Here is a 20862-nt window from a genome sequence, read left to right as displayed (position 1 = left end):
CGGGGACGGAAGTGGGGGGTGGGGCTCGGTGACGGGCCGTCAGACGGACACGGCGGTACGCCGTACCGCGCGGCCCTTGGGGACGACCAGCGGGGTGCCGGTCTCCGGGTCGGGGATCACCCGGCAGTCGACGTCGAACACCGACTTGACCAGCTCCGCGTCGAGGACGTCCGCGGGGGCGCCGGCCGCGGCCAGCTGCCCGTCCTTGAGGACCACGAGGTGGTCCGCGTAACGGGCGGCCTGCCCGAGGTCGTGCAGCACCATCACCACGGTGCGGCCCGCCTCGGAGTGCAGTTCGGCGACCAGGTCGAGGACATCGAGCTGGTGCCGCAGGTCCAGGAAGGTGGTGGGCTCGTCGAGGAGCAGCAGGTCCGTGTCCTGGGCGAGCGCGAGCGCGATCCAGGCGCGCTGCCGCTGACCGCCGGAGAGCTGGTCGACGGGCTGGTGGCGCAGCGCCGCGGTACCGGTGCGCTCCAGTGCCTCCTCCACCGCCGCCTGGTCCTTCTCGGACCAGGGGCTGAGCAGCTTCTGGTGCGGGTAGCGGCCCAGCCGTACCAGCGCCTCGACGGTGATCGCGTCGGGCGTGACCGGCTGCTGCGGCAGCAGGCCCATCCGCAGCGCGAGCGCCTTGGCGGACATCCGGTGGATGTCGGAGCCGTCCAGGGTGACGGTGCCGGCGGCCGGGGCGAGCAGCCGGGTCAGGCCGCGCAGCAGGGTGGACTTGCCGCAGGCGTTGGGGCCGACGACGGCGGTCACGGCGCCGCCGGGCAGCTCCAGGTCGAGGCCGCCGACGATCAGCCGGTCGCCGTAGCGCAGGTCGAGGCCGTGCGTAGCGAGCTGGTTGGCCTGCTGTTCCGGGGCCTTCAGCTGGTTGGCGGTCATCGGACACTCCTGTTGACGGAACTGCTCTGACGGATCATCAGCACCAGCAGCCAGGGCGCGCCGAGGGTGGCGGTGACCACCCCGACCGGCAGCCCGCTGACCGGCAGCAGATGCTGCGCCACCAGATCGGAGGCGAGCAGCAGGACGGCACCGGCGAGGCCGGTGAGGGCCAGGGTCCCCGCGGTCGGCGGCCCGGCGAGGAACCGCACCATGTGCGGGACGGCCAGCGCGACGAACGCGACGGGGCCGGTGAGCGCGGCGGCCAGCGAGGCCAGCGCGACGGCGGTGACCAGCACCTGGAGGCGGGCGGTGGAGGTGTTCACGCCCAGCGCGCCGGCCGAGTCGTCGCCGAGGTCCAGCACGGCGAGCTTGCGGTGCAGGAGGAAGGCGGCGGCCAGCGCGACGACCACGGCGGCGCCCGCGGCCCACACCTCCGTCCAGGTCCGCCCGTACACCGAGCCGGTGGTCCACTGGAGCGCCGAGCCGGCCAGCTCGGTGGGGAACCGTACGACCATGAAGTTCACCGCGGCGGTCAGCCCGGCCTGGACAGCGAGGCCGACCAGCACCAGCCGGGTGGCGCTGACGCCGGAGCGCCAGCCGAACACCCCGAGCAGCACGGCGGCCAGCAGCCCGCCGCCCAGCGCGGCCAGCGGGATCAGCGCCTGGGAGGCACCGGCGGCGAGCATCGCCACCGCGCCGAACGAGGCGCCGCCGGTCACGCCCATCACGTCCGGCGAGGCGAGCGGATTGCGGAACATCCGCTGGAGCAGCGCGCCGGCCACCGCCAGGCCCGCGCCCGCGATGATCGCCGCGACCATGCGCGGCGCCCGGAACTGCTGGACGATCAGCACGTCGGCGCCGTCACCGAGGCCGAGCAGCCCCTGGAGCGCCGCGTCGGGCGCCAGCGGCGTCTCGCCGATCGCCACCGAGCAGGTGACGAGCGCGAGCAGTACGACGAGGGCGGCACCGGTCAGCAGCAGGGTGCGGCGGCCGGCGTGGGCGGGCTTGGCCGGGTGCGGCGCTGTGACGCGCGCCTTCTCGGTCTTCAGGACGTCGCTCACCGGGCCACCTTCCGCGCCAGTACGGCCAGCAGCGGCGCGCCCAGGAAGGCGCTGATGATGCCGACCTGGAGCTCGGAGGGCCGGATGACGACCCGGCCGAGGATGTCGGCGGTGAGCAGCAGCAGCGGGCCCGCGATCATGCAGCCGGGCACCAGCATCCGGTGGTCGGAGCCGAGCAGCTGCCGTACGAGGTGCGGCGCGGCCAGGCCGATGAAGGCGATGGGACCGGCCACGGCGACCGCCGAGCCCGCGAGCAGCACGACGGCCAGGCCGCCGGCCATACGGATACGGGCGACCGGCACGCCGAGCGCCTGCGCGGAATCGTCGCCCAGCGCGAGGGTGTTGAGCGCCGGGGTGATCGCCAGCGCGAGCACGATGCCGATCACGAGGGTGGGGAGCATCGGGTACAGCACGGAGAGGGGACGTTCCGCCAGCGACCCGGCCAGCCAGAAGCGGGCCTCGTCCAGCGACCGCTTGCTCGCCAGCATCACCGTCGAGGTCCAGGAGAGCAGCACCAGTTGGAGCACGGTGCCGCCGAGCGCGAGCCGTACGGGATCGAGGTCGCCGGCCCGCCGGGCCAGCGCCTGCGCGAACAGCGCGGCGGCGGCCGCACCGGCGAACGCGAACCAGACGTACTCCACGGGCCGCGTCAGATGCAGCGCGAAGATGGCGACCACGACCGCGAAGCCCGCGCCGTTGTTGATGCCCAGCGTCGTGGGCGAGGCGAGCGGATTGCGGGTGATGCCCTGGACGACCGCGCCGGCCACGCCCAGTGCGGCGCCGACCGCGAGCCCGACGAGGGTGCGCGGCAGCCGCAGGCCGGTGACCACGATGGCGTCGCGCCCGTGGGCCTGCCCGGTCAGGGCGTCGAGCACGGTGGACAGCGGCACCGAGCGCGTGCCCACGGCGAGGCTCAGGGCGGCGCACACGGCCAGTGCGCAGAGCCCGGCGATCAGCAGCGGGATACCCCGCAGCAACGCCGAAGGAGGCCGCGCGCCGGCCACGGGGGCCGCGGTAGCTGGTGGTTTGGTCGTCAACACGCGTCGTAACGTAGGTTAGGCAAACCTAAACCTGCAAGCGCGCTGACGGGAATCGGCGAACTGTCCAATTTGGTGCCCCGGCGAAGCGGCGCGGGCCCAGTTTCCCTACCCGCGCGGGCCCGGCCACTCACCTCCGGACGGGCGCAAATCCGGTTGTCCGGAAGCACGCCACCTGCTGAGGTGACCGGATGAATCACACAGCGGTGCTCTCGTTGTACGACCGGCGCATGCGACAGGACGCGCGGCCCGACGGCCCCGGCGCCCGCATCGAGCGCGTGGACGGTGTGGTCCGCCAGACCGCCGACGCGGCCGACGGCTGGCACGGCGTCCTCTGGGCGGACCTCACGCCCGCCACCGCGGACGCCGTCATCGCCGCACAGATCCGGTACTTCACCGCGCTCGGCCGCGCCTTCGAATGGAAGCTGCACGCCCACGACCGCCCGGCCGGCCTCGCGGACCGCCTGCTGGCGGCCGGCTTCGTCCCCGAGGACGAGGAGACCCTGCTGGTCGCCGAGACCCATGACCTCCCTGCCGCGGCGGACCTCCCGGCCGGTGTCCGCCTGGAGCCGGTGACCGACGCCGCCGGTGTCGACCTCATGACAGCCGTCCATGAGCGTGCCTTCGGCCCCGGCCGCGCCCGCTTCCGCAGCCAGCTCCTCGACCGGCTCGCCGCGGCCCCGGACACGGTGACGGCGGTGGTCGCCATGGCCGGGGACACCCCGGTGAGCGCGGCCCGTATGGAACTGCCGCCGGGCGCGCCCTTCGCCACCCTCTGGGGCGGCGGCACCGACCCGGCCTGGCGCGGCCGCGGCATCTACCGCGCCCTGATCGCCCACCGCGCCCGCATCGCCGCGGCGCGCGGCTACCCGTACCTCCAGGTCGACGCCTCCGACCAGAGCCGCCCCATCCTCCAGCGGCTCGGCTTCACGCCGCTGACGACCACGACCCCTTACGTCTTCACCCCCGGGGCCGCGGCCGCCGGCTGACGGTCAGTGCGGCCAGCGCACCGTGGCCACGGCCGTCCCGCCCCGCGTGCCGTCCGGCGCCACCGCCGTCAGCCGCAGCTCCGTCCCGCGCTCCGCCCCGGCCCGGGCCAGCGCCTTGACGTAGTACACGTCGTCGAAGATCCGCCCCAGCGACTCGGTACGGCCGCCCGGCAGCTCCCGGGTGAGGTCGTAGTACCAGACGCCCTGCCGCGCCAGCCGCCAGGAGAGGAAGACCTCGGCGGTGTCTCCGTCGGGGTGCACGGCATCGACCGTGAAGCCGGCGGGCGCCGCCGGGCGGGGCGCCGGGCGGCCGTCGAGGAAGGCGAGCTCGCCCAGCCGGAAGGTGTGGTCCGCGGGACCGCCCGTGGTGGAGAACCGGACGGCCACCGCGGCGACGGTACGCCCCGCGAGCGCGGCCAGTGGCAGCTCAGCGGTGGTCCAGCCGCCCGCGCGCGGCCGGCCTGCGGGCAGCCAGACCGTGGTCCCGGGGTCCTCCTCGGTGATCAGGCCCAGCTCGACCCGGCCCGCCCGCTCCTCCGTCGCGTACACCAGCCGCGCCCGCTCCCCGCCCGTGACCCGCAGCCGGGTCTTGAACAGCCGGGCGGTCGTGGGCCCTTCCGGGGTGAGGCGGCCCGCGAAGCGCAGCGAGCAGCCGCCGTCGTAGGCCAGCCCGTAGTCGTACTCCGCACGCAGCGGTTCGGCGCCGCCCGCTCCCCGCGTCCAGAACTGCCAGGTGGGCAGCACATCCTGGATGGAGATGTTGTTCCACTCCCGGTCGGACACCTGACGGCCCGCCAGGAAGAAGGCGCGGCCGTGCCCGGTGTTGAAGCGGGTGACGAAGGGGAAGCCGCCGATCACCGACCGCTCCGTGATGTACCGGGCCACGCCGTCCCACTTGCGGAAGTTGTGCTCGTCGCGCGGCTTGCCGTCGTCCTCGTCCGGCCAGGGGACGTACTCCGTGCGCCCGGTCCGGGTCGGGTCCTCGTTCGGCCCCGACCAGTAGTGCCGCTCCCGCACGAAGACCTCACCCTGCGCGTCCGGGTCCTCGCGGTCCGGGTAGCGGTCCCAGGGGAAGTGCGAGCCGAACAGCGCCCAGCTGGTGCGCGCCGGTTCCCCGTCCGGGCAGACGATCCGGGCGTCGAAGGGCGGGTTGAAGCCGTACTTCTCGGTCTCGGTGCCGTGGAAGACCGCTTCGTACGGGTCGAGGCCGCGCTCCAGGGCAGTGCGGCGCGAGGTCGCGACGCCCTCTTCGGTGAGCCAGTAGTTGGCGAAGAAGCTGTGGTTGACGGGCGTGTCACCGTGCTGCACCCAGTCGGCGTTCTTGTCGTTGAACGCGTTCTGATAGTCCAGCTTCCCGTTCGTCATGATCGTGTCGTACCACTGGAGGTGGAAGCCCTCGGGTGCCTTGGCGCGCAGATACTCCAGCATCCGCATCAGCTCGTGCGCGTCGGCGGGCGAGATCTCGGCCTCCTGGTTGAGGAAGTAGCCGTCGAAGCCGAAGTACTCCGCCATCGCGAGCATGCCGTCGGCCACCGGGTACGAGCCGTCGGCCCGCCGCTCCAGATAGTCACCGAACTCACCCGTACGCGGCCAGAACCAGCAGCCCAGACTGCGCGCCCCGTTGCGGTGCGCGGCATCCGTCCAGGCCGGGTTCGGCGGGTTGACCACGCCGTGCACCGGCTCGTCCTCGGGCGAGCCGTCCACCGGCAGCCCGTGCCAGGAGCCGTACAGATCGGTGTACTGCCAGAAGCGCAGCAGCCTGCGGGCGAAGACGTCGCCGTACTTGTAGGCGGTGAAGAAGGAGTTGTCGTAGTCGAAGCTGAGGTTCATCAGCTGCGGGCCGGTGGCGAGGTCCGGGTCCGCCTGAGTGGCGGCGAAGGCCGGGATGCGCGCGGCGAGCGGCACACGGGAGCGGAAGTACCGCGCCCAGCGGTCCGTCTCCGGGCTCCAGGACTTCAGCGCCGCCGCGTCGTAGCCGTGCATGTAGGGCTGGTGGGCGCCGCGCGCTGAGGCAGCGGCGGCGGGCGGCGCGCTGAAGGGACCCAACGGCCCGGCCAGCCCCACGGCCACCCCGGCCGCCCCCAGCATCCGCACGAAGGTTCTGCGATCCAGCGGTCCACTGCTCACGGTCACGCCTCCTCTGTGGCGCCGCGGCTCAGCCGCAGCGTGACGATCTCGAACGGATGCAGCTCCAGGGCCAGTACGTCGCCCTCGCACCGCTCTTCACCGGTCCCGGCCGGCCGCTCCAGCAGGTCGCACCGGACCGCGGCGGCCACCGGGAAATCGCAGACCAGCTCCGTGCGGACACGCCCGCCGCGCGCCTCGTGCAGCCGCACCACCACATCCCCGCTGCCGTCGTCCGCGAGCTTCACAGCGGTGACGGTGACGGCCTCGTCGGCCACCGACACCAGCGGCTCGACCGCCGCGGTGCCCGGCACCCGCCGCTCCGGAAGGTTCAGCGCCCAGCCCTCCCGCACCGCGTCACCGATCCCGGCACCCGGCACGAGCGCGCAGCGGAAGCGGTGGACGCCCTGGTCCGTGCGCGGGTCGGGGAAGCGCGGCGCGCGCAGCAGGGAGAGCCGTACGGTCGTGGTCGTGCCGCGGCCCGACTCCCGGGCAGCACGCGAGGCGTCGTACCCGTACGTCGAGTCCGTCACCACCGCGACGCCCCAGCCCGGCTCCTCGACGTGCACGAAACGGTGCGCGCACGCCTCGAACTTCGCCGCGTCCCAGCTCGTGTTGGTGTGCGTGGGCCGGTACAGGTGCCCGAACTGGGTCTCCGCAGCGACCCGGTCCGCGTGCACGTCCAGCGGGAAGGCCGCCTTGAGGAACTTCTCGGTCTCGTGCCAGTCCACCTCGGTCGCGATCTCCAGCCGCGCCGCGCCCGGCGGCAGCGTCAGCACCTGCTCGACGGCCGAGGAGCCGAAGGTACGCCGGACCCGTACGGCTCCCGCCGTTCCGCCGTCCACCGCTTCCACGGCCTCGGCGTCCACCAGGTCGGTCACCGTGTTGCGGTAGAACTCGTCCACGTCCCAGGCGTCCCACATCGTCGGGAAGTCCTGGTGGAGCTGGAGGAGGTTGGCCGCCTTGCCGGGGGCCAGCGTCTCCCGGCCGGCCCGCAGGTCGTACAGCGAGACCAGCAGCCCCCGGCCGTCGATCTCCGCCCGCAGCAGGCCGTTGTCCAGGACGTAGCCGCCGCCCGCGCGCGGCACGCAGCCCGTGCCGTTCGCCGCCTCCGGTTCGGGGCGCGCACCGCGGGCCGGTACACCGTCCCGGCCGTGCGGCGCCGCGTTGAAAACCAGCGTGCCGCCGGCCGCCCGGTCGCCCGCCAGCGCCCGCTGGGCCGCTCCGATCAGCTCCTCCAGCTCCGCCGCGATGCGTGCGTACCGCTCGGCGGCCTCCCGGTGCACCCAGGCGATCGAGGTGCCCGGCAGGATGTCGTGGAACTGGTGCAGCAGCACCTCCTTCCACAGCCGGTCCAGCTCCTCGTAGGGGTACGCGAATCCGGTCCGCACGGCCGCCGTCGCCGACCACAGCTCCGCCTCGTACAGCAGATGCTCGCTGCGCCGGTTGCCCTGCTTCGTACGGACCTGGCTGGTCAGCGTCGCGCGGTGCAGCTCCAGATACAGCTCGCCGGTCCACACCGGCGCGTCCGGGTACTCCGCGTGCGCCTTCTCGAAGAAGTCCGCGGGCTTCTCGAACGTGACCCGCGCCGAGCCCTCCAGGTCGGCCAGCCGCCGCGCCCGCGCGAGCATGTCGCGGGTCGTGCCGCCGCCCCCGTCGCCCCAGCCCGTCGGCGCCAGCGACCGGGTCGCCGCGCCCTTCTCCCGGAAGTTGCGTGCCGCGTGCGCCACCTCCTGGCCCGACAGCTGCGCGTTGTAGGTGTCCATCGGCGGGAAGTGCGTGAACACCCGCGTGCCGTCCAGGCCCTCCCACCAGAAGGTGTGGTGCGGAAACTTGTTGTCCCGGCTCCAGGAGATCTTCTGCGTCAGGAACCACTTGGCGCCCGCCTGCCGGACGAGCTGGGGGAGCGCCGCCGAGTACCCGAAGGTGTCCGGCAGCCACACCTCCTCCGTCTCGACCCCGAACTCCTCCAGGAAGAACCGCTTGCCGTGCACGAACTGCCGCGCCAGCGCCTCGGATCCCGGCATGTTGGTGTCCGACTCCACCCACATCCCGCCCACCGGCACGAACCGGCCGTCCGCCACCGCCTTCTTCACCCGCGCGTACACCTCGGGCCGGTGCTCCTTCAGCCACGCGTACTGCTGCGCCTGCGACATCGCGTACACGAAGTCCGGGTCGTCCTCCAGCAGCGCCGTCATGTTGGACGCCGTACGCGCGACCTTCCGCACCGTCTCGCGCAGCGGCCACAGCCACGCCGAGTCGATGTGCGCGTGGCCGACGGCGCTGATGCGGTGCGCGGAGGCGTGCGCGGGCGCGGCCAGCACGTCGGTCAGCAGTTCACGGGCGCGGGCCGCAGTCCCGCCGATGTCCTGGAGATCCACCGCGTCCAGGGCGCGTTCCACCGCGCGCAGGATTTCCCACCGGCGCGCCGTGTCCTCGCCCAGCTCGGCCATGAGCTGGCCCAGCACCTCCAGGTCGTGCGCCAGCTCCCACACGGTCCGGTCGAAGACGGCCAGGTCCATCCGGGCCAGCTTGTACTGCGGCACGTCACCGGCCGTCTCGCGGTCGCCCAGCTCGGTGGGGAGGAAGGGGTGGTAGTCCAGGATGACGGGGTTGGCGGACGCCTCGATGTGCAGGTGGACCTCCTCGCCGCCGCGGGCCGGGGCGGCTATCCGCACCCACTGGTTGCGCGGGTTGAGGCCCTTCACGGGGAAGCCATCGGGCCGGTACACCAGGCCCTCGCACTGGAAGCCCGGCATGTTCTCGTCGAAGCCCAGGTCGAGCAGGGCTTCGACGGTACGGCCCGCCCACTCCTCGGGGACGGTGCCACTGACCGTGAACCAACTCGTGCCCCACGGCGGGCCCCACGGCGCACCGGCTTCGATGGCCGTACGCGGCGCGGCGATGCCCTCTGCGACCGGTACCGGCTCGCCGGGCGCGTGCCACACGCCGACGGTCAGCGGCACCGACTCCGGATACACGGCGGGCCACAGACGCTCTTCCAGCACCCGCTTCAGACGGGCTTCGGTGGTGGTGCGGTGGTCGTGCATGTCGGTACGGCTCCTTCACGCCTCGTGGGGCTGGATCACTTCCGCGATGCCGCGGTCCTTCAAGTACGCGCTGTCGGCGGCCTGTTCGGTCCTTACGCAGGCCGGTCGCAGACCGCGTTCCGCGAGCCGCATCCATGCCTCGAAGACCGGGCCGCCAGGGGCGCAGTCGGGGCCCGCGCTCCCGACGGCCAGGGCGAGCGTGCGAGGCGCGGCGGCACGTGGCTCCGCCCGGAATGCGCCTACGGCCTCGGCGAACGCCTCGCCGACCGGCTTGACCTCCCGCTCGTTCGACAGCAGCCCGAGGCTGTACTCCAGCTCGGGGAAGTCGGCCAGCGCCCGGTCCACGTCGTGCGAGCACCACCACGTGATGCCCCACAGGTCCGGGCAGTCCAGCGCGGCGCGCACGGTGTCCCGTACGAACGCGGGGGCGTGCTCGGCGGGGATGTGCGGCGCCGGCGCACCGACCTCCTGGAGCCAGACCGGGCGCCGCGGATCCACCGCCCACGCCTTGGACAACTCCACCAGATACGCGGCGTGTTGACGGGTGGCGGTGGACTCACGCCCGTACCGCTGTGCCGTCCCGTTGAACACCCATGCGTGTACGGCGGTCAGTGCGCCCAGCGTCGCGGAGTGTTCCGGCGTGAACGGATGCCCGTCCAGGTACCACGCCGCGTCGTACGAAGCGTGCAGATGCAGGCGGCCCGGCGCACCCTGCTCGCAGGCCGCGAGCATCCGCTCCAACCAGGCCGCGGCCTGATCGGGCGTGATCCGGTCGGGGTCCGGATGCGGGTCGCCGGAGAACTGGTTGGTCTCGTTGCCGAGGGTCATACCGAGGAAGTTCGGCCGGTCGGCGAGGGCCGCGGCCAGCGTCTCCAGGTACGCCGCCTGGCCGTCCAGTACGTCCGGGTCGCTGAAGAGGTTCCGCCGGTGCCAGGTGGTGGTCCAGGCGGGCACGAAGTCGAAGCTGGACAGATGGCCCTGGAGGCCGTCGACGGCGACGTCCAGACCGCGTTCGGCGGCCGCGTCGGCGAGGGAGACCAGCTGGTCGACCGCGCGCGGGCGGATCAGCGTGCGGTTGGGCTGGAAGAGCGGCCAGAGCGGGAAGACGCGGACGTGGTCCAGGCCGAGGGCCGCGACGGAGTCCAGGTCGGCCCGGACCTCGTCCAGGTCGAAGTCGAGCCAGTGGTGGAACCAGCCGCGGGTGGGCGTGTAGTTCACACCGAAGCGAATCGGGGGCATACGGGTCCTGTTCGACAGGGGTGGGCCGGGCGGATCGGGCGCTCAGCCCTTGACCGCGCCCTCACCCACGCCGCGGAAGAAGTAACGCTGCAGACAGGCGAACATCACGATCAGCGGGGCCACCGCGATGATGGTTCCGGCGGCGACCACGCGCGGCTTGTCGGCGAAGGTGCCGTGCAGGAAGTTCAGGCCGACGGTGAGGGTGAAGTGGTCCGGGTCGGAGAGCACGATCAGCGGCCAGAGGAAGTCGTCCCAGGCGCCCATGAAGGCAAAAATCGCGACGACCGCGAGGGTGCCCTTCACCGACGGCAGTGCGATGCGCCAGAAGCGCTGCCAGACGTTCGCGCCGTCCACGACGGCCGCCTCCTCGATCTCGTACGGGATCGCGCGGAAGGCGTTGCGCATCAGCAGCACGTTGAGCGCGCCGACACTGCCCGGGAGGACGACGGCGACCAGGGTGTTGTTCAGGCCCAGATCACGCATGGTGGTGAACTGCGCGATGATGATGGATTCCAGTGGGACGAGCAGCGCGGCGACGAAGACCAGGCCGGCCGCCGTACGGCCGCGGAAGCGCAGCCTCGCCAGTGCGTATCCGGCGAGCGAGGCGCCCACGCAGTTGGTGAGGACGTTGGCGGCGGCGACCTTCAGGGAGTTCAGCGCGTAGTCCCAGACCGGGATGATGCGCGCCACCTCGGCGTAGTTGGCGAGGGTCGGGTCGTGCGGGACGAAGGACGGCGGCGAGGGATAGATGTTCTCGTCGGGTCCCTTGAGCGAGGTGGAGAGCTGCCACAGGAAGGGCCCGACGGTGATCGCCAGCACGGCGAGCATCAGGACGTAGCGCACGACCCGCTCCGTGCGGCCGACGCGGGTCATGCGGACTTCTCCTTACGGTCGGCGCGCAGCACGAGCAGCATCAGCAGCAGCGCGATGCAGAAGATGACGAGGGAGAGCGCGGAGGCGTAGCCGACCCGGCCCGACAGCCCCGTGCCGGAGCGCTGGACGAGCATCACGAGGGTGCTGTCCTCCCCGGCGGGGCCGCCGGTCGGCCCGGCCAGCAGGTACACCTCGGAGAACACCTTGAAGGCGGCGACCGAGGACAGCGCACCGACCAGCACCATCGTGGAGCGCACGGCGGGCACGGTGACGGTGACGAAGCGGCGGATCGGCCCCGCGCCGTCCACGGCCGCGGCCTCGTGCAGCTCCTTCGGCACCTGTGCCAGCGCCGCCAGGTAAATGATCATGTAGTAGCCGAGGCCCTTCCACACCGTCAGGGCCATCGCGCACAGCAGCACCAGCCAGGCGTCCCCGAGGAAGGACACCGGGCCCGCGCCCAGCACCTCCAGCATGCTGTTGAGCAGCCCGCGGTCGTCCAGCATCCACACCCAGATCAGCGCGACCACGACCACGGACGCGACCACCGGCGTGTAGAAGGCTGCGCGGAAGAACACAACGCCCTTGAGCGGCTTTTCCACCAGCAGGGCCAGCAGCAGCGGCAGCAGCACCGTGCAGGGCACCACGACCACCACATACAGCAGGCTGTTGCGCAGCGCCGTCCAGAACTGCGGGTCCTGCAGCATCTCCTGGAAGTTGCGCAGCCCCACCCACACGCCCGGGGTGAGCGTGCGCGCGTCGGTGAAGGCGTGCTGCACGGTGCTGAGGAAGGGGTACAGGATGAAGGCCGCGACCACCGCCAGGCCCGGCAGCAGGAACAGCCAGGGGCTGGCCGCGCGATGGGTCCGTACGCTCATGGCTCAGCCCTGCTGCAGCAGCCGGTTGCTCTGCGCGACCGCGTCGTCCAGCGCCTGCTTCGGCGACTTGTCGCCCTGCAGCGCCTTGGCGACCTCGTTCTGCAGCACGGTCTTCATCTCTTCCGTCATCACCACGGGCGTGTAGTTGACCGCACCGTCCAGCATCTTGGCCGCGGCCACCCGCACCCGGCCCTCGTCGGTGCCGTCGTCCTTGGTCCAGTACGGCTTCTCCAGGGAGCCGCGGGTGCTGGGGAACACCGCGACCTCGTGCGCGAAGGACTCCTGGTTGCGCTGGTTGGTGACGAAGCGCGCGAAGGCGATGGCGGTGGCTTTGTGCTCGCTGCGGTCGTTGACGCCGAGGCCCATCACATACATGTTGGGCTTGCCGGTGTTGGTCGGCGCATCGGTGATGCCGAGGTTCTTGTACAGGTCGGGCGCGTTCTCCTTGAAGTCCACGAGGTCGGGCGCGCTGCCCGGGTTCATCGCGACGCGGCCCTGGAGGAACTTCCGCCCCGCGCTCTCCGGCGTGGCGCTGAGCGCCTGCGAGTCCAGCCCGCCGCTCTTGAAGAGCTTCCTGTACTCGGTGAGCAGCTCCACACCGCGCGGCTCGTTGTACGTGAATTTGGTGGCGTCGGCGTTCATCAGCTTCACGCCGTACCGCCCGAAGTCCTCGATCGCGGGCACCCCGGCCAGCGTGGCGACCTTGCCGCCGGAGGACTTCGCCATCTTCTCGGCGTCGGCGAACAGCTCGTCGTACGTCGTCGGCGGCTTCTCCGGGTCCAGCCCGGCCTTCTTGAACAGCGCCTTGTTGTAGAAGAGCGGGCCGGTGTTGAGGTACCAGGGGAAGGCGTACGCGCCGTCCAGGCCCGGCAGTTGGTTGCCCGCCCAGGCTTCCGGCGTGTAGACCTTCTTCGCCTTGGCGGTGACCGGCTCCTTGTCCAGATTCATCAGCAGCCCGGCCTTGGCCAGCGGGTAGGACAGGTCGGGGGAGACGTTCACGACGTCGGGCAGGGTGCCGCCGCCGGCGTCCGCGCTGAGCTTCTCCGGGTAGTTCTCGGCCGGCTGGTCGATCCACTTCACCTTCGTGCCGGGGTGCTTCTTCTCGAACTCGTCGATGAGGCCGTTGAAGTAGTCCTTGTACTGGGCCCGGAGGTTCCAGGTCTGGAAGGTGATGTGGCCGTTCACCTTGCCGTCGGCGGCGCTGCCGCCGCCCTCGGCGCCACCCCCGCAGGCACTGAGGAGCAGCGCACCCGCCAGCAGCGGTACGGCGGTACGGGCGGGTCTGGACACACGGGTCCCCCGGAAAGTGGGCATGGCCGCAGGGCTCCTTCAGTCGGTCCTGAGTGGGCGCCCCAAAAGGTGCCCGCAGCCGCCGAGTTACGTCAACACTTTTCGCGCGGATTTCTATTTGCAGCTCCGAACGTGCAGGTCAGAGACGTGAGTTCGCGCCTGTTGCGCCAAGCGCTAATGCGCTTTAGTCTTTCCGCACTCAAGCGCATTAGTAGGGAAGCGGAAGAGGGAGCATGCGCCGTACGCCGGCCCGGCGGCCGACCATGAAGGACATCGCCCTGCGTGCCGGGGTGTCCGAGAGCGCGGTCTCCTTCGCGCTCAACGACCGCCCGGGCGTCTCGCCGGTGACCCGCGACCGCATCCGCCGGGTCGCCGAGCAGCTCGGCTGGCAGCCCAGGGCGGCCGCCCGCGCGCTGTCCGGCGAGGGCTCGGCCACGGTCGGGCTGGTACTGGCCCGGCCGGCCCGCACCCTCGGCGTGGAGTCCTTCTTCCTCCAGCTGGTCTCCGGCATCCAGGAGGAGCTGGCCGAACGGAAACTGGGGCTGCTCTTCCAGGTGGTCGAGGGGCTGGACGCGGAGTGCGCGACCTACCGCCGCTGGTGGGCCGAGCACCGCGTGGACGGCGTCCTCGTCGTCGACCCGCGCCAGGACGACCCGCGCCCCGACCTGCTGGGGGGCCTCGGGCTGCCCGCCGTGATGATCGGCGCCCCCGCACCGGAGGTGGCCGACGGCGAGAGCCCGGCAGTGTCCACTCTCGGCGCCGACGACGCGGGCATCATGGCCGCCCTCGTCGGCCATCTGCACGCGCTCGGCCACCGCCGTATCACGCACATCGCCGGGCTGCCCGAATTCGCCCACACCCAGCGCCGGATCGCCTCGCTGCGCGCCGAGGCGGCCCGGCTCGGGCTCACCGAGGCCGCCTCGGTGACCACCGACTACTCCGACAGCGAGGGTGCGGCCGCCACCCGCCGGGTGCTGGACCACCGCCGGCCGCCCACCGCCCTGATCTACGACAACGACGTACTGGCCGTCGCCGGGCTCGCCGTCGCCACCGAGCGCGGCATCCGCGTCCCCGACCAACTCTCCCTGGTGGCCTGGGACGACTCGGTGCTGTGCCGCAGCGTCCACCCGGCGCTGACCGCACCGGTGCGCGACACCGCCGCCTTCGGCCGGCACGCCGCGCAGGCCCTCACCGCCCTCCTGGACGGCGCGCCCGCGGGCCACACCCAGGAGCCGCTGCCCAGGATCGAGCCGCGGGGCAGCACGGGACCGGCGCCGGATCAGGACCCGGTGCCGGCCCCGGCGCCGCAAGAGGGCCCTTCCGGCCCACCACGGTGTTCCTGAACTCGCCCACGCCACCGGCATCTTGAGGCCACGTCCGCGCGAGCCGTTCCCAGTCGTTCGGAGGTCAACTACCGTTGACGGAGAGCTGTGTGGTCGCCGCGGTGCGTGACCGGCCGCGGCGGACCGTCCTCAGGGAGGCCGGATGACGTTTCATTGCGAGTACGCCTGGCTCGGCGGGACCGGCGTCGCCGAGCAGGTCCTCATCGAAGTGGCCGACGGCCGGATCACCCGTGTCACCGACAACACCCCGGCACCGCCCGGTGCCCACCGACTGCCAGGACTGACCGTACCGGGCCTGGCCAACACCCACTCCCACGTCTTCCACCGCGCCATCCGCGGCCGCAGCCAGAGCGGTGTCACCGACTTCTGGCGCTGGCGCGACGTCATGTACGACGCCGCGGGACACCTCGACCCCGACCGCCTGTACGCCCTCGCCCGCGCCACGTACGCGGAGATGGCGCTGTCCGGCATCACCGCCGTCGGCGAGTTCCACTACGTCCACCACAACCCGGACGGCACACCGTACGACGAACCCAACGCCATGGGCAGCGCGCTCGCCCGCGCCGCCGACGACGCGGGCATCCGCCTCACCCTCCTCGACACCTGCTACCTCATGGCCGACATCGACGGCAGACGGCTGGAGGGCGTGCAGCGGCGCTTCAGCGACGGCAGCGCCGAGGACTGGGCGCGGCGCACGGGCGCCCTGCGGGACGGCGACCGGCTCCGCATCGGCGCCGCCGTGCACAGCGTGCGCGCCGTGCCGCGCGAGGCGATGACGTTCGTGGCCGCCGACGCCCGCCGCCGCGGCGTCCCGCTCCATGTCCACCTCTCCGAACAGCCCGCCGAGAACGCCGCCTGCCGCCAGCGGTACGGCCGCACCCCCACCCGCCTCCTGCACGAGAAAGGGGTACTGGGCGAGGGCGCGACGGCCGTGCACGCGACGCACCTGGACTCCGCCGACATCGCGCTGCTCGGCGGCTCCCGCACCGGCGTCTGCCTGTGCCCGACCACCGAACGCGACCTGGCCGACGGCATCGGCCCCGCCGGCCGGCTGGCGGCGGCCGGCACACCGCTGAGCCTCGGCAGCGACGCGCACATGATGATCGACCTGTGGGAGGAGGCCCGCGCCATCGAACTGGACGAGCGGCTGATCAGCGGCCGCCGCGGCCACTGGACCGCCGCCGAACTCCTCACCGCCGCGACCTCGGCCGGCATGACGGCACTGGGCTGGAACGCCGGCGCGATCGCGGCGGGCCGGCTCGCCGATCTCGCCACCGTACGGCTGGACTCGCCGCGCACGGCCGGGGCGCGGGCCGGCGATCCACTGGCCCACGCCGTCTTCGCCGGCACCGCCGCCGACGTCAGCCATGTCGTCACCGGCGGCGAAATCGTCGTCGAGGACGGCCGGCACCTGCACATCGAGGACGTCGGAGGCGCGCTGGACAAGGCCATCACGACCTTGCTGGCGAGCTGAACGGGAACCGCCACCGCCGGCGCCGTGCGCCGCACGCCGTCCGGCGGTGGCGGTTCAGACGCCGTCCATGAAGTTTCAGATGCTGTCCATGAAGTCCAGCATCCGGCGGTTGATCTCCTCGGCGTGGTCGATCTGCGGTCCATGGCCGGTGTGGGCGATGATCTCTGCCCGGGCGCCCGGTATCAGGCGCGGGACGCGCTCCGCTTGCCGCTGCGGGTGCAGGAGCAGGCTGCGCTTGCCGAGTACCAGATAGAGCGGGGTGCGGATGCCGGACAGCGCGGCCTCGGAGAGGGGCAGCGGCGCCGGGCGGCGGATGCGGTAGGCGCGGACGCCGCGCCTGATCATTGTGCGGAGTTCCGGCACGACGAGCACCGGCTGCTCCAGCCAGGCCGCCAGCCGTGGCCGCAGCGCCTTCGGCGCGAAGGTCGCGAACAGTCCTGCGAAGATCCAGACGAAGAAGCGCAGCCCCACCTTCTCCAGGCCGCCGGGGTCGAGCAGCGTGACCGAGGCCAGGCGGCCGGGCCTGTGGTGCGCCTGGTTCAGGGCCAGCCATCCGCCGTAGGACGAACCGACGAGGTGTACGCGGTCGAGCCCGAGCCCGGCGAGCGTCTCGTCCAGCCACTGGGCGGCGCGTTCGGGCTGGTGGAGGGGTTCGCGCTGCACGCTGCGGCCGGGATCCCCCGGGGTGTCGATCGCGTAGACCGGCCGCTCGGCGCTGAGCGCGGGGGTGTTGGGGTACCACATGGCGGAGCAGGAGCCCGCTCCGTGCACCAGGACGATGGGGGTGCGGCGGCGGGCTGCCGGGTCCGTCGGGCCGTAGCGGTAGACGTGCGTGGTGCCGAAGGATGTCGCGATGTCCTCTTCGGCCAGCGCGGGGGCCCCCAACGCGTACACCGCGTCGCAGGCCGCGAAGTAGCGGTCGCGCCGGACGTCGCTCACATAGCGGCCGACCTCGGCCTGGGTGCGGACTGCAGCGGTCTCGGGCACGGCCACCTCCGGGTAGTCGAACGTTGTGATACGAACGTACCACGATGGTGGTACGGCTGTACCATCAAGGGGGTGGCGCGGTACGCGCCTGTACAAGGGCGGTGCGGTAGGCGCCTGTACTCATGTCGTCAACGAGAAGCGGAGAGCCGGACGATGCCCAAGCGCGTGGATCACGCAGCGCGGCGGACCGAGATCGGCGAGGCACTTGTCCGGGTCGCCGGCCGGCGCGGGCTGCATGCCGTGGGGATGCGCGATGTGGCGGCGGAGGCGGGCGTTTCGCTGCGGCTGGTGCAGTACTACTTCGAGACCAAGGAGAAGTTGCTCCTCTACGGGCTGCAGCAGCTCACCGAGCGATTCGGCGAGCGGGTCGCGGCCCGGCTCCGGGCTGCCGGGGACCATCCGGGTCCGCGCGCGATGGTCGAGGCGCTGCTGATGGCGGCGCTGCCGACCGACGAGGAGAGCCGCACCTTCCACCTCCTCTACACCTCGTACGCCGTCCTGGCCGTGCACGACCCGGCGCTCGCGGCCCAGCCGTTCATCAAGGACCCCGATGCCGCCGAGGCCGCCCTGGCCGGGTTCCTCCGGCAGGCGCAGGAGGCCGGTCTGCTCCGACCCGGTGTGGACCCCGGGTCGGAGGCCATCGGCCTGCTGGCCATGTCCGCCGGACTGGGCACCAGCATCCTCGTCGGCCAGCGCACCCCGGACTCCGCCACCGCGGTCTTCGAGTACCACTTGGACCGGATCTTCCGCCCGGACCAGCACCCCGCTCCGACTCGACAGCGACGGAAGTGACGTGCGTCAGCGGGGGATCAGTGAGCCCTTTTCCGTAACCGTCACCCGAGCCTGGTGGCCGGCCGGGGAACAGTTGCGGCCGTTGGGATAGGTGGGCTTCGGGGTGACACTGACCTGTTGGTCGAGCAGGGTGGTGTCGCGTTGGTTCTTGAGTACCAGCGTGACGCGTACCGGCTTTCCTGGCAGGTCGCGGACGGTCGCGAAGCCGGGCCAGTTGGTCGCCGGTTCCTCCGGCCGGGTGATTTCCCGCAGTTGCACCGTGCGCTTGCGGCATGTGTCGTCCCAGCAGGCCGTGAGGGTCGCGTCGGCCGTCCGGTTCGCCAGTTCCGGGTGGACCTTGACGTGGATACCGGCGGGCGCGTCCATCAGGGTGCAGGGGTGGGTGTTTCCGTCGGCGCCCCCGCACGCGGTGAGCAGCGCAAGTGCCGCCAGGGGTGCCGTAATTCCGATGCTCTTCCTCACGTTGACGCCGTCCCGTCCGTCGTCTCGTCGTTGAAGCCGCTGGCCCAGTATCGGCCGTGCAGGCCGAGGTCGAGCAGCATTCGTACGACGTCCTCGACCGGCATCGGCGGCGTCTCGTGCTCCACCCACCAACGCAGCACGGCGATCTGCTCGCCCACCCAGACGCGGGCGAGGAGGGTCGGATCGATTCTCGGCTCGACACCATTGCGCTCGGCACGGTCCCGGAATTCATCGGCGGTGGCCCGGGCGATCGCGTCCGTGAACATCTGGAGCGGCCGGCCGTCCCCCTCGCCCCGCAGCACGATCCGGTAGGCATCGCGTTCCTCGCGGGCGTGCCGGAGCATCTCCAGCACGGGTTTGCCGGTGAAGCCGACGGGGCTCTCGGCCATGACGGGACGCAGCCGTTCGGAGAGGCCGTCCAGCAGGCCGGCCGTCACCCGCGCGAAGAGGTCTTCCCGGTCCCGGAAGTGGCTGTAGAAGGTGGCCCGGCCGACGTCGGCGCGCTCGGTGATGTCCTCCACGGTGAGCGCACTGAAGCCGCGCTCCAGGACCAGCTCCACCAGCGCGTTGCTCAAGGCCCGCCGGGTGCGCCGGGTGCGCCTGTCCTCGGCCATCGCATCCCCCTTCTCGTCACCGCTTCTCGTACCGCCGTCGCTGCTGGGGGAGTCTACGTGAGCCTTGACAGTGAATAAGTTACTGAACAAGCTGTCTCGAAACGTTCAAGATGTCGTGTTGGATGTCGTGTTGCCCCTCGGCTCTGGAGAATCCCTTGAACCTCGGCACCTACCTCACTCGCAGTGCCCGGTACTGGCCCGATGAGACCGCGTTGGTATGCGGCGAACGCACCTGGAGTTACCGGCAACTCGAGCGCGGGGCCAACCAGTTGGCCGCCGCGCTGATCGGCCGGGGCCTGCGTCCCGGCGACGCGGTCGCCTCCTTCGCCTGGAACAGGGGAGAGCTCGTGGAGATCGAGTTCGCCCTGTACAAGGCGGGACTGATGCGCGCGCCGGTCAACGCCCGGCTGGGGCGCGGCGAGATCACCCACATCCTGCGCTACGCCCCGGTGCGCGTCCTGGTCTTCGACGCGGCGCACCGCGAGGACACGCTGGCCGCGATCGCGGCGGCGGGGACGGACTGCCTGCCGGTACCGCTCGATGACATACCGTCCGATGCCGTACCGACCGATGACGTGCCGGGCACCGGCCCGGCGGGCGTCTCGTACGCCGACCTCCTTGCCGAAGTCGAAGTCGAAGCCGAAGGCACCGGCCATCCGGTCGCCGTCGAGGTCGACGAGGACGAGCCGTGCGTCCTGAACTTCACCTCGGGCTCGACCGGCGCGCTGAAGGCCGCTGTGCAGACCTTCGGCAACCGACTGGCCAATATGCGCAAGCAGCTGATGAGCGATGAATCCCGGCCCCGCCCCGGCACCCGCTACCTGGCCTGCGGACCCATCACCCATGCCACCGGAATGGGGCTGCTCGCCGGCGTCTTCGGCGGCTCCACCACCCATGTGCTGCCGGCCTGGAGCCCCGAGGCGTTCCTGGAGACCGTGGAGAAGGAACGGGTCACCGCCACCTTCCTCGTGCCGGCCATGCTCACCATGGTGCTCGCGCACCCAGCGGCGGCCGAGCGGGACCTCTCCAGCCTCACCAGCCTCCGTATCGGCGGCGCGCCGATCGCGCCGCAACGCCTGCGCGAGGCCGTCGCCCTGTTCGGGCCGATCGTCGCGCAGGGTTACGGCCTGGGCGAGACCACCAGTGTCGTCGCGGGCCTGACCGGCCAGGACATCGCCCGCGCCGTCACCGAGGACCCCGAACTGCTGCAGTCGTGCGGCCGCGCCGCGTACGACACGGAGATACGTGTCGTGGACGAGGCCGGCCGTGAGCTGGGGCCGCGCGAGGTCGGTGAGGTGATCGTGCGCGGCCCCGACTGCGTACGCGAGTACTGGCAGGAGCCGGAGCTGTCCGCCGAGACGTTCAAGGACGGCTGGGTGCACACCGGTGATCTGGCGTGGATGCGCGAGGACGGCTACCTCTTCCTCGTCGACCGCAAGAAAGACATGATCATCTCCGGTGGCTTCAACATCTACTGCACCGAGGTCGAGGCCGTTCTTTACGAACACCCCGCCGTACGGGAGGCGTGTGTCGTCGGCGTGCCGGACGAGCGGTGGGGCGAGGCCGTCAAGGCCGTGGTCGTGGCCCACGAGGGGCGCGCCATCACACCGGACGAACTGATCGAGTTCTGCGCTGAGCGCCTCGACCGGTACAAAAAGCCCCGCTCCGTGGAGTTCGTCTCCCAGCTGCCCCACAACCGCAACGGCAAGCTCGACCGCAAGGCCGTGCGCGAACCGTACTGGGCCGACACCGCCCGCCGCGTGAACTGAC

At 71.9% G+C, this 20862-nt stretch carries 17 protein-coding genes; 5 read left to right on the top strand and 12 right to left on the bottom strand.

The window, feature by feature from the left end; all coding sequences use genetic code 11:
• Positions 1 to 39: 39 nt before the first annotated feature.
• Genes IF04_RS0126835 through IF04_RS0126825 form a run of 3 tightly spaced genes read right to left on the bottom strand, consistent with a single transcriptional unit; the run spans position 40 to position 2908 of the window.
• Complete coding sequence (locus tag IF04_RS0126835) at positions 40 to 882, bottom strand: ABC transporter ATP-binding protein (RefSeq protein WP_051831592.1); 843 nt, start codon at positions 880 to 882, stop codon at positions 40 to 42.
• Positions 879 to 1943 carry a FecCD family ABC transporter permease gene (locus IF04_RS0126830; protein WP_030263201.1) on the bottom strand — a complete coding sequence of 355 codons (1065 nt, stop codon included), beginning with the start codon at positions 1941 to 1943 and terminating at the stop codon, positions 879 to 881. The genes IF04_RS0126835 and IF04_RS0126830 overlap by 4 nt, the downstream gene beginning before the upstream one ends.
• On the bottom strand, positions 1940 to 2908 hold the full coding sequence (locus IF04_RS0126825) for a FecCD family ABC transporter permease (RefSeq protein WP_425428456.1): 969 nt from the start codon (positions 2906 to 2908) through the stop codon (positions 1940 to 1942). The genes IF04_RS0126830 and IF04_RS0126825 overlap by 4 nt, the downstream gene beginning before the upstream one ends.
• 263 nt (positions 2909 to 3171) lie before the next feature.
• Here IF04_RS0126825 and IF04_RS0126820 point away from each other — a divergent pair, with 263 nt between their 5' ends.
• Complete coding sequence (locus IF04_RS0126820) at positions 3172 to 3969, top strand: GNAT family N-acetyltransferase (protein WP_030263195.1); 798 nt, start codon at positions 3172 to 3174, stop codon at positions 3967 to 3969.
• 3 nt (positions 3970 to 3972) lie between these two features.
• On the opposite strand, the gene IF04_RS0126815 is transcribed toward IF04_RS0126820, so the two are convergent.
• The 6 genes from IF04_RS0126815 to IF04_RS0126790 are packed head-to-tail and all read right to left on the bottom strand — an operon-like array spanning position 3973 to position 13444.
• Positions 3973 to 6096, bottom strand: coding sequence for an endo-beta-N-acetylglucosaminidase (locus tag IF04_RS0126815; RefSeq protein WP_051831591.1), 2124 nt, complete (start codon positions 6094 to 6096; stop codon positions 3973 to 3975).
• A 2-nt stretch (positions 6097 to 6098) separates the two neighbouring features.
• A complete protein-coding gene (locus IF04_RS0126810; RefSeq protein ID WP_030263189.1) occupies positions 6099 to 9143 on the bottom strand; it encodes an alpha-mannosidase in 3045 nt (1014 codons plus the stop codon).
• A 15-nt stretch (positions 9144 to 9158) separates the two neighbouring features.
• Positions 9159 to 10382: a glycoside hydrolase 5 family protein gene (locus IF04_RS0126805; RefSeq protein ID WP_030263187.1), complete on the bottom strand. Its 1224-nt coding sequence runs from the start codon at positions 10380 to 10382 to the stop codon at positions 9159 to 9161.
• A gap of 42 nt (positions 10383 to 10424) precedes the next feature.
• Positions 10425 to 11255, bottom strand: a complete 831-nt coding sequence (locus IF04_RS0126800; RefSeq protein ID WP_030263184.1) for a carbohydrate ABC transporter permease — start codon at positions 11253 to 11255, stop codon at positions 10425 to 10427.
• Positions 11252 to 12130, bottom strand: a complete 879-nt coding sequence (locus IF04_RS0126795; RefSeq protein WP_030263181.1) for a carbohydrate ABC transporter permease — start codon at positions 12128 to 12130, stop codon at positions 11252 to 11254. Before IF04_RS0126795 ends, IF04_RS0126800 begins: the two co-directional genes overlap by 4 nt.
• Positions 12131 to 12133: 3 nt before the next feature.
• Positions 12134 to 13444 carry an ABC transporter substrate-binding protein gene (locus IF04_RS0126790; RefSeq protein ID WP_030263179.1) on the bottom strand — a complete coding sequence of 437 codons (1311 nt, stop codon included), beginning with the start codon at positions 13442 to 13444 and terminating at the stop codon, positions 12134 to 12136.
• Positions 13445 to 13653: 209 nt separating this feature from the next.
• Here IF04_RS0126790 and IF04_RS0126785 point away from each other — a divergent pair, with 209 nt between their 5' ends.
• Entirely contained in the window at positions 13654 to 14763 is a 1110-nt protein-coding gene (locus IF04_RS0126785) for a LacI family DNA-binding transcriptional regulator (protein WP_051831590.1), read from the top strand.
• A 142-nt stretch (positions 14764 to 14905) separates the two neighbouring features.
• Entirely contained in the window at positions 14906 to 16237 is a 1332-nt protein-coding gene (locus IF04_RS0126780) for a formimidoylglutamate deiminase (RefSeq protein WP_030263173.1), read from the top strand.
• 75 nt (positions 16238 to 16312) lie between these two features.
• Here the strand turns inward: IF04_RS0126780 and IF04_RS0126775 are convergent, their stop codons facing one another.
• Entirely contained in the window at positions 16313 to 17224 is a 912-nt protein-coding gene (locus IF04_RS0126775; RefSeq protein WP_078600839.1) for an alpha/beta fold hydrolase, read from the bottom strand.
• Between the two features lie 153 nt (positions 17225 to 17377).
• Here IF04_RS0126775 and IF04_RS0126770 point away from each other — a divergent pair, with 153 nt between their 5' ends.
• Positions 17378 to 18016: a TetR/AcrR family transcriptional regulator gene (locus tag IF04_RS0126770; RefSeq protein ID WP_030263168.1), complete on the top strand. Its 639-nt coding sequence runs from the start codon at positions 17378 to 17380 to the stop codon at positions 18014 to 18016.
• Positions 18017 to 18022: 6 nt separating this feature from the next.
• Here IF04_RS0126770 and IF04_RS0126765 read toward each other — a convergent pair whose 3' ends face one another.
• Positions 18023 to 18478 (bottom strand): hypothetical protein, encoded by a 456-nt coding sequence (locus tag IF04_RS0126765; protein ID WP_157847710.1) that lies wholly within the window; start codon positions 18476 to 18478, stop codon positions 18023 to 18025.
• A complete protein-coding gene (locus IF04_RS0126760; RefSeq protein ID WP_030263159.1) occupies positions 18475 to 19092 on the bottom strand; it encodes a TetR/AcrR family transcriptional regulator in 618 nt (205 codons plus the stop codon). Before IF04_RS0126760 ends, IF04_RS0126765 begins: the two co-directional genes overlap by 4 nt.
• A 155-nt stretch (positions 19093 to 19247) precedes the next feature.
• Between IF04_RS0126760 and IF04_RS0126755 the strand changes: the two genes are divergently transcribed.
• The gene (locus tag IF04_RS0126755; protein ID WP_030263156.1) at positions 19248 to 20861 is read left to right on the top strand and encodes a class I adenylate-forming enzyme family protein; all 1614 of its coding nucleotides are present in this window, start codon (positions 19248 to 19250) and stop codon (positions 20859 to 20861) included.
• The last annotated feature ends 1 nt before the right edge of the window (position 20862 follow it).

This window comes from Streptomyces violens, from assembly GCF_000717745.1.
In the GTDB taxonomy this organism is placed as follows: domain Bacteria; phylum Actinomycetota; class Actinomycetes; order Streptomycetales; family Streptomycetaceae; genus Streptomyces; species Streptomyces violens.
The sequence above is the reverse complement of the archived record's forward strand: the minus strand, read 5'-3'. Positions and strand labels throughout refer to the sequence as shown.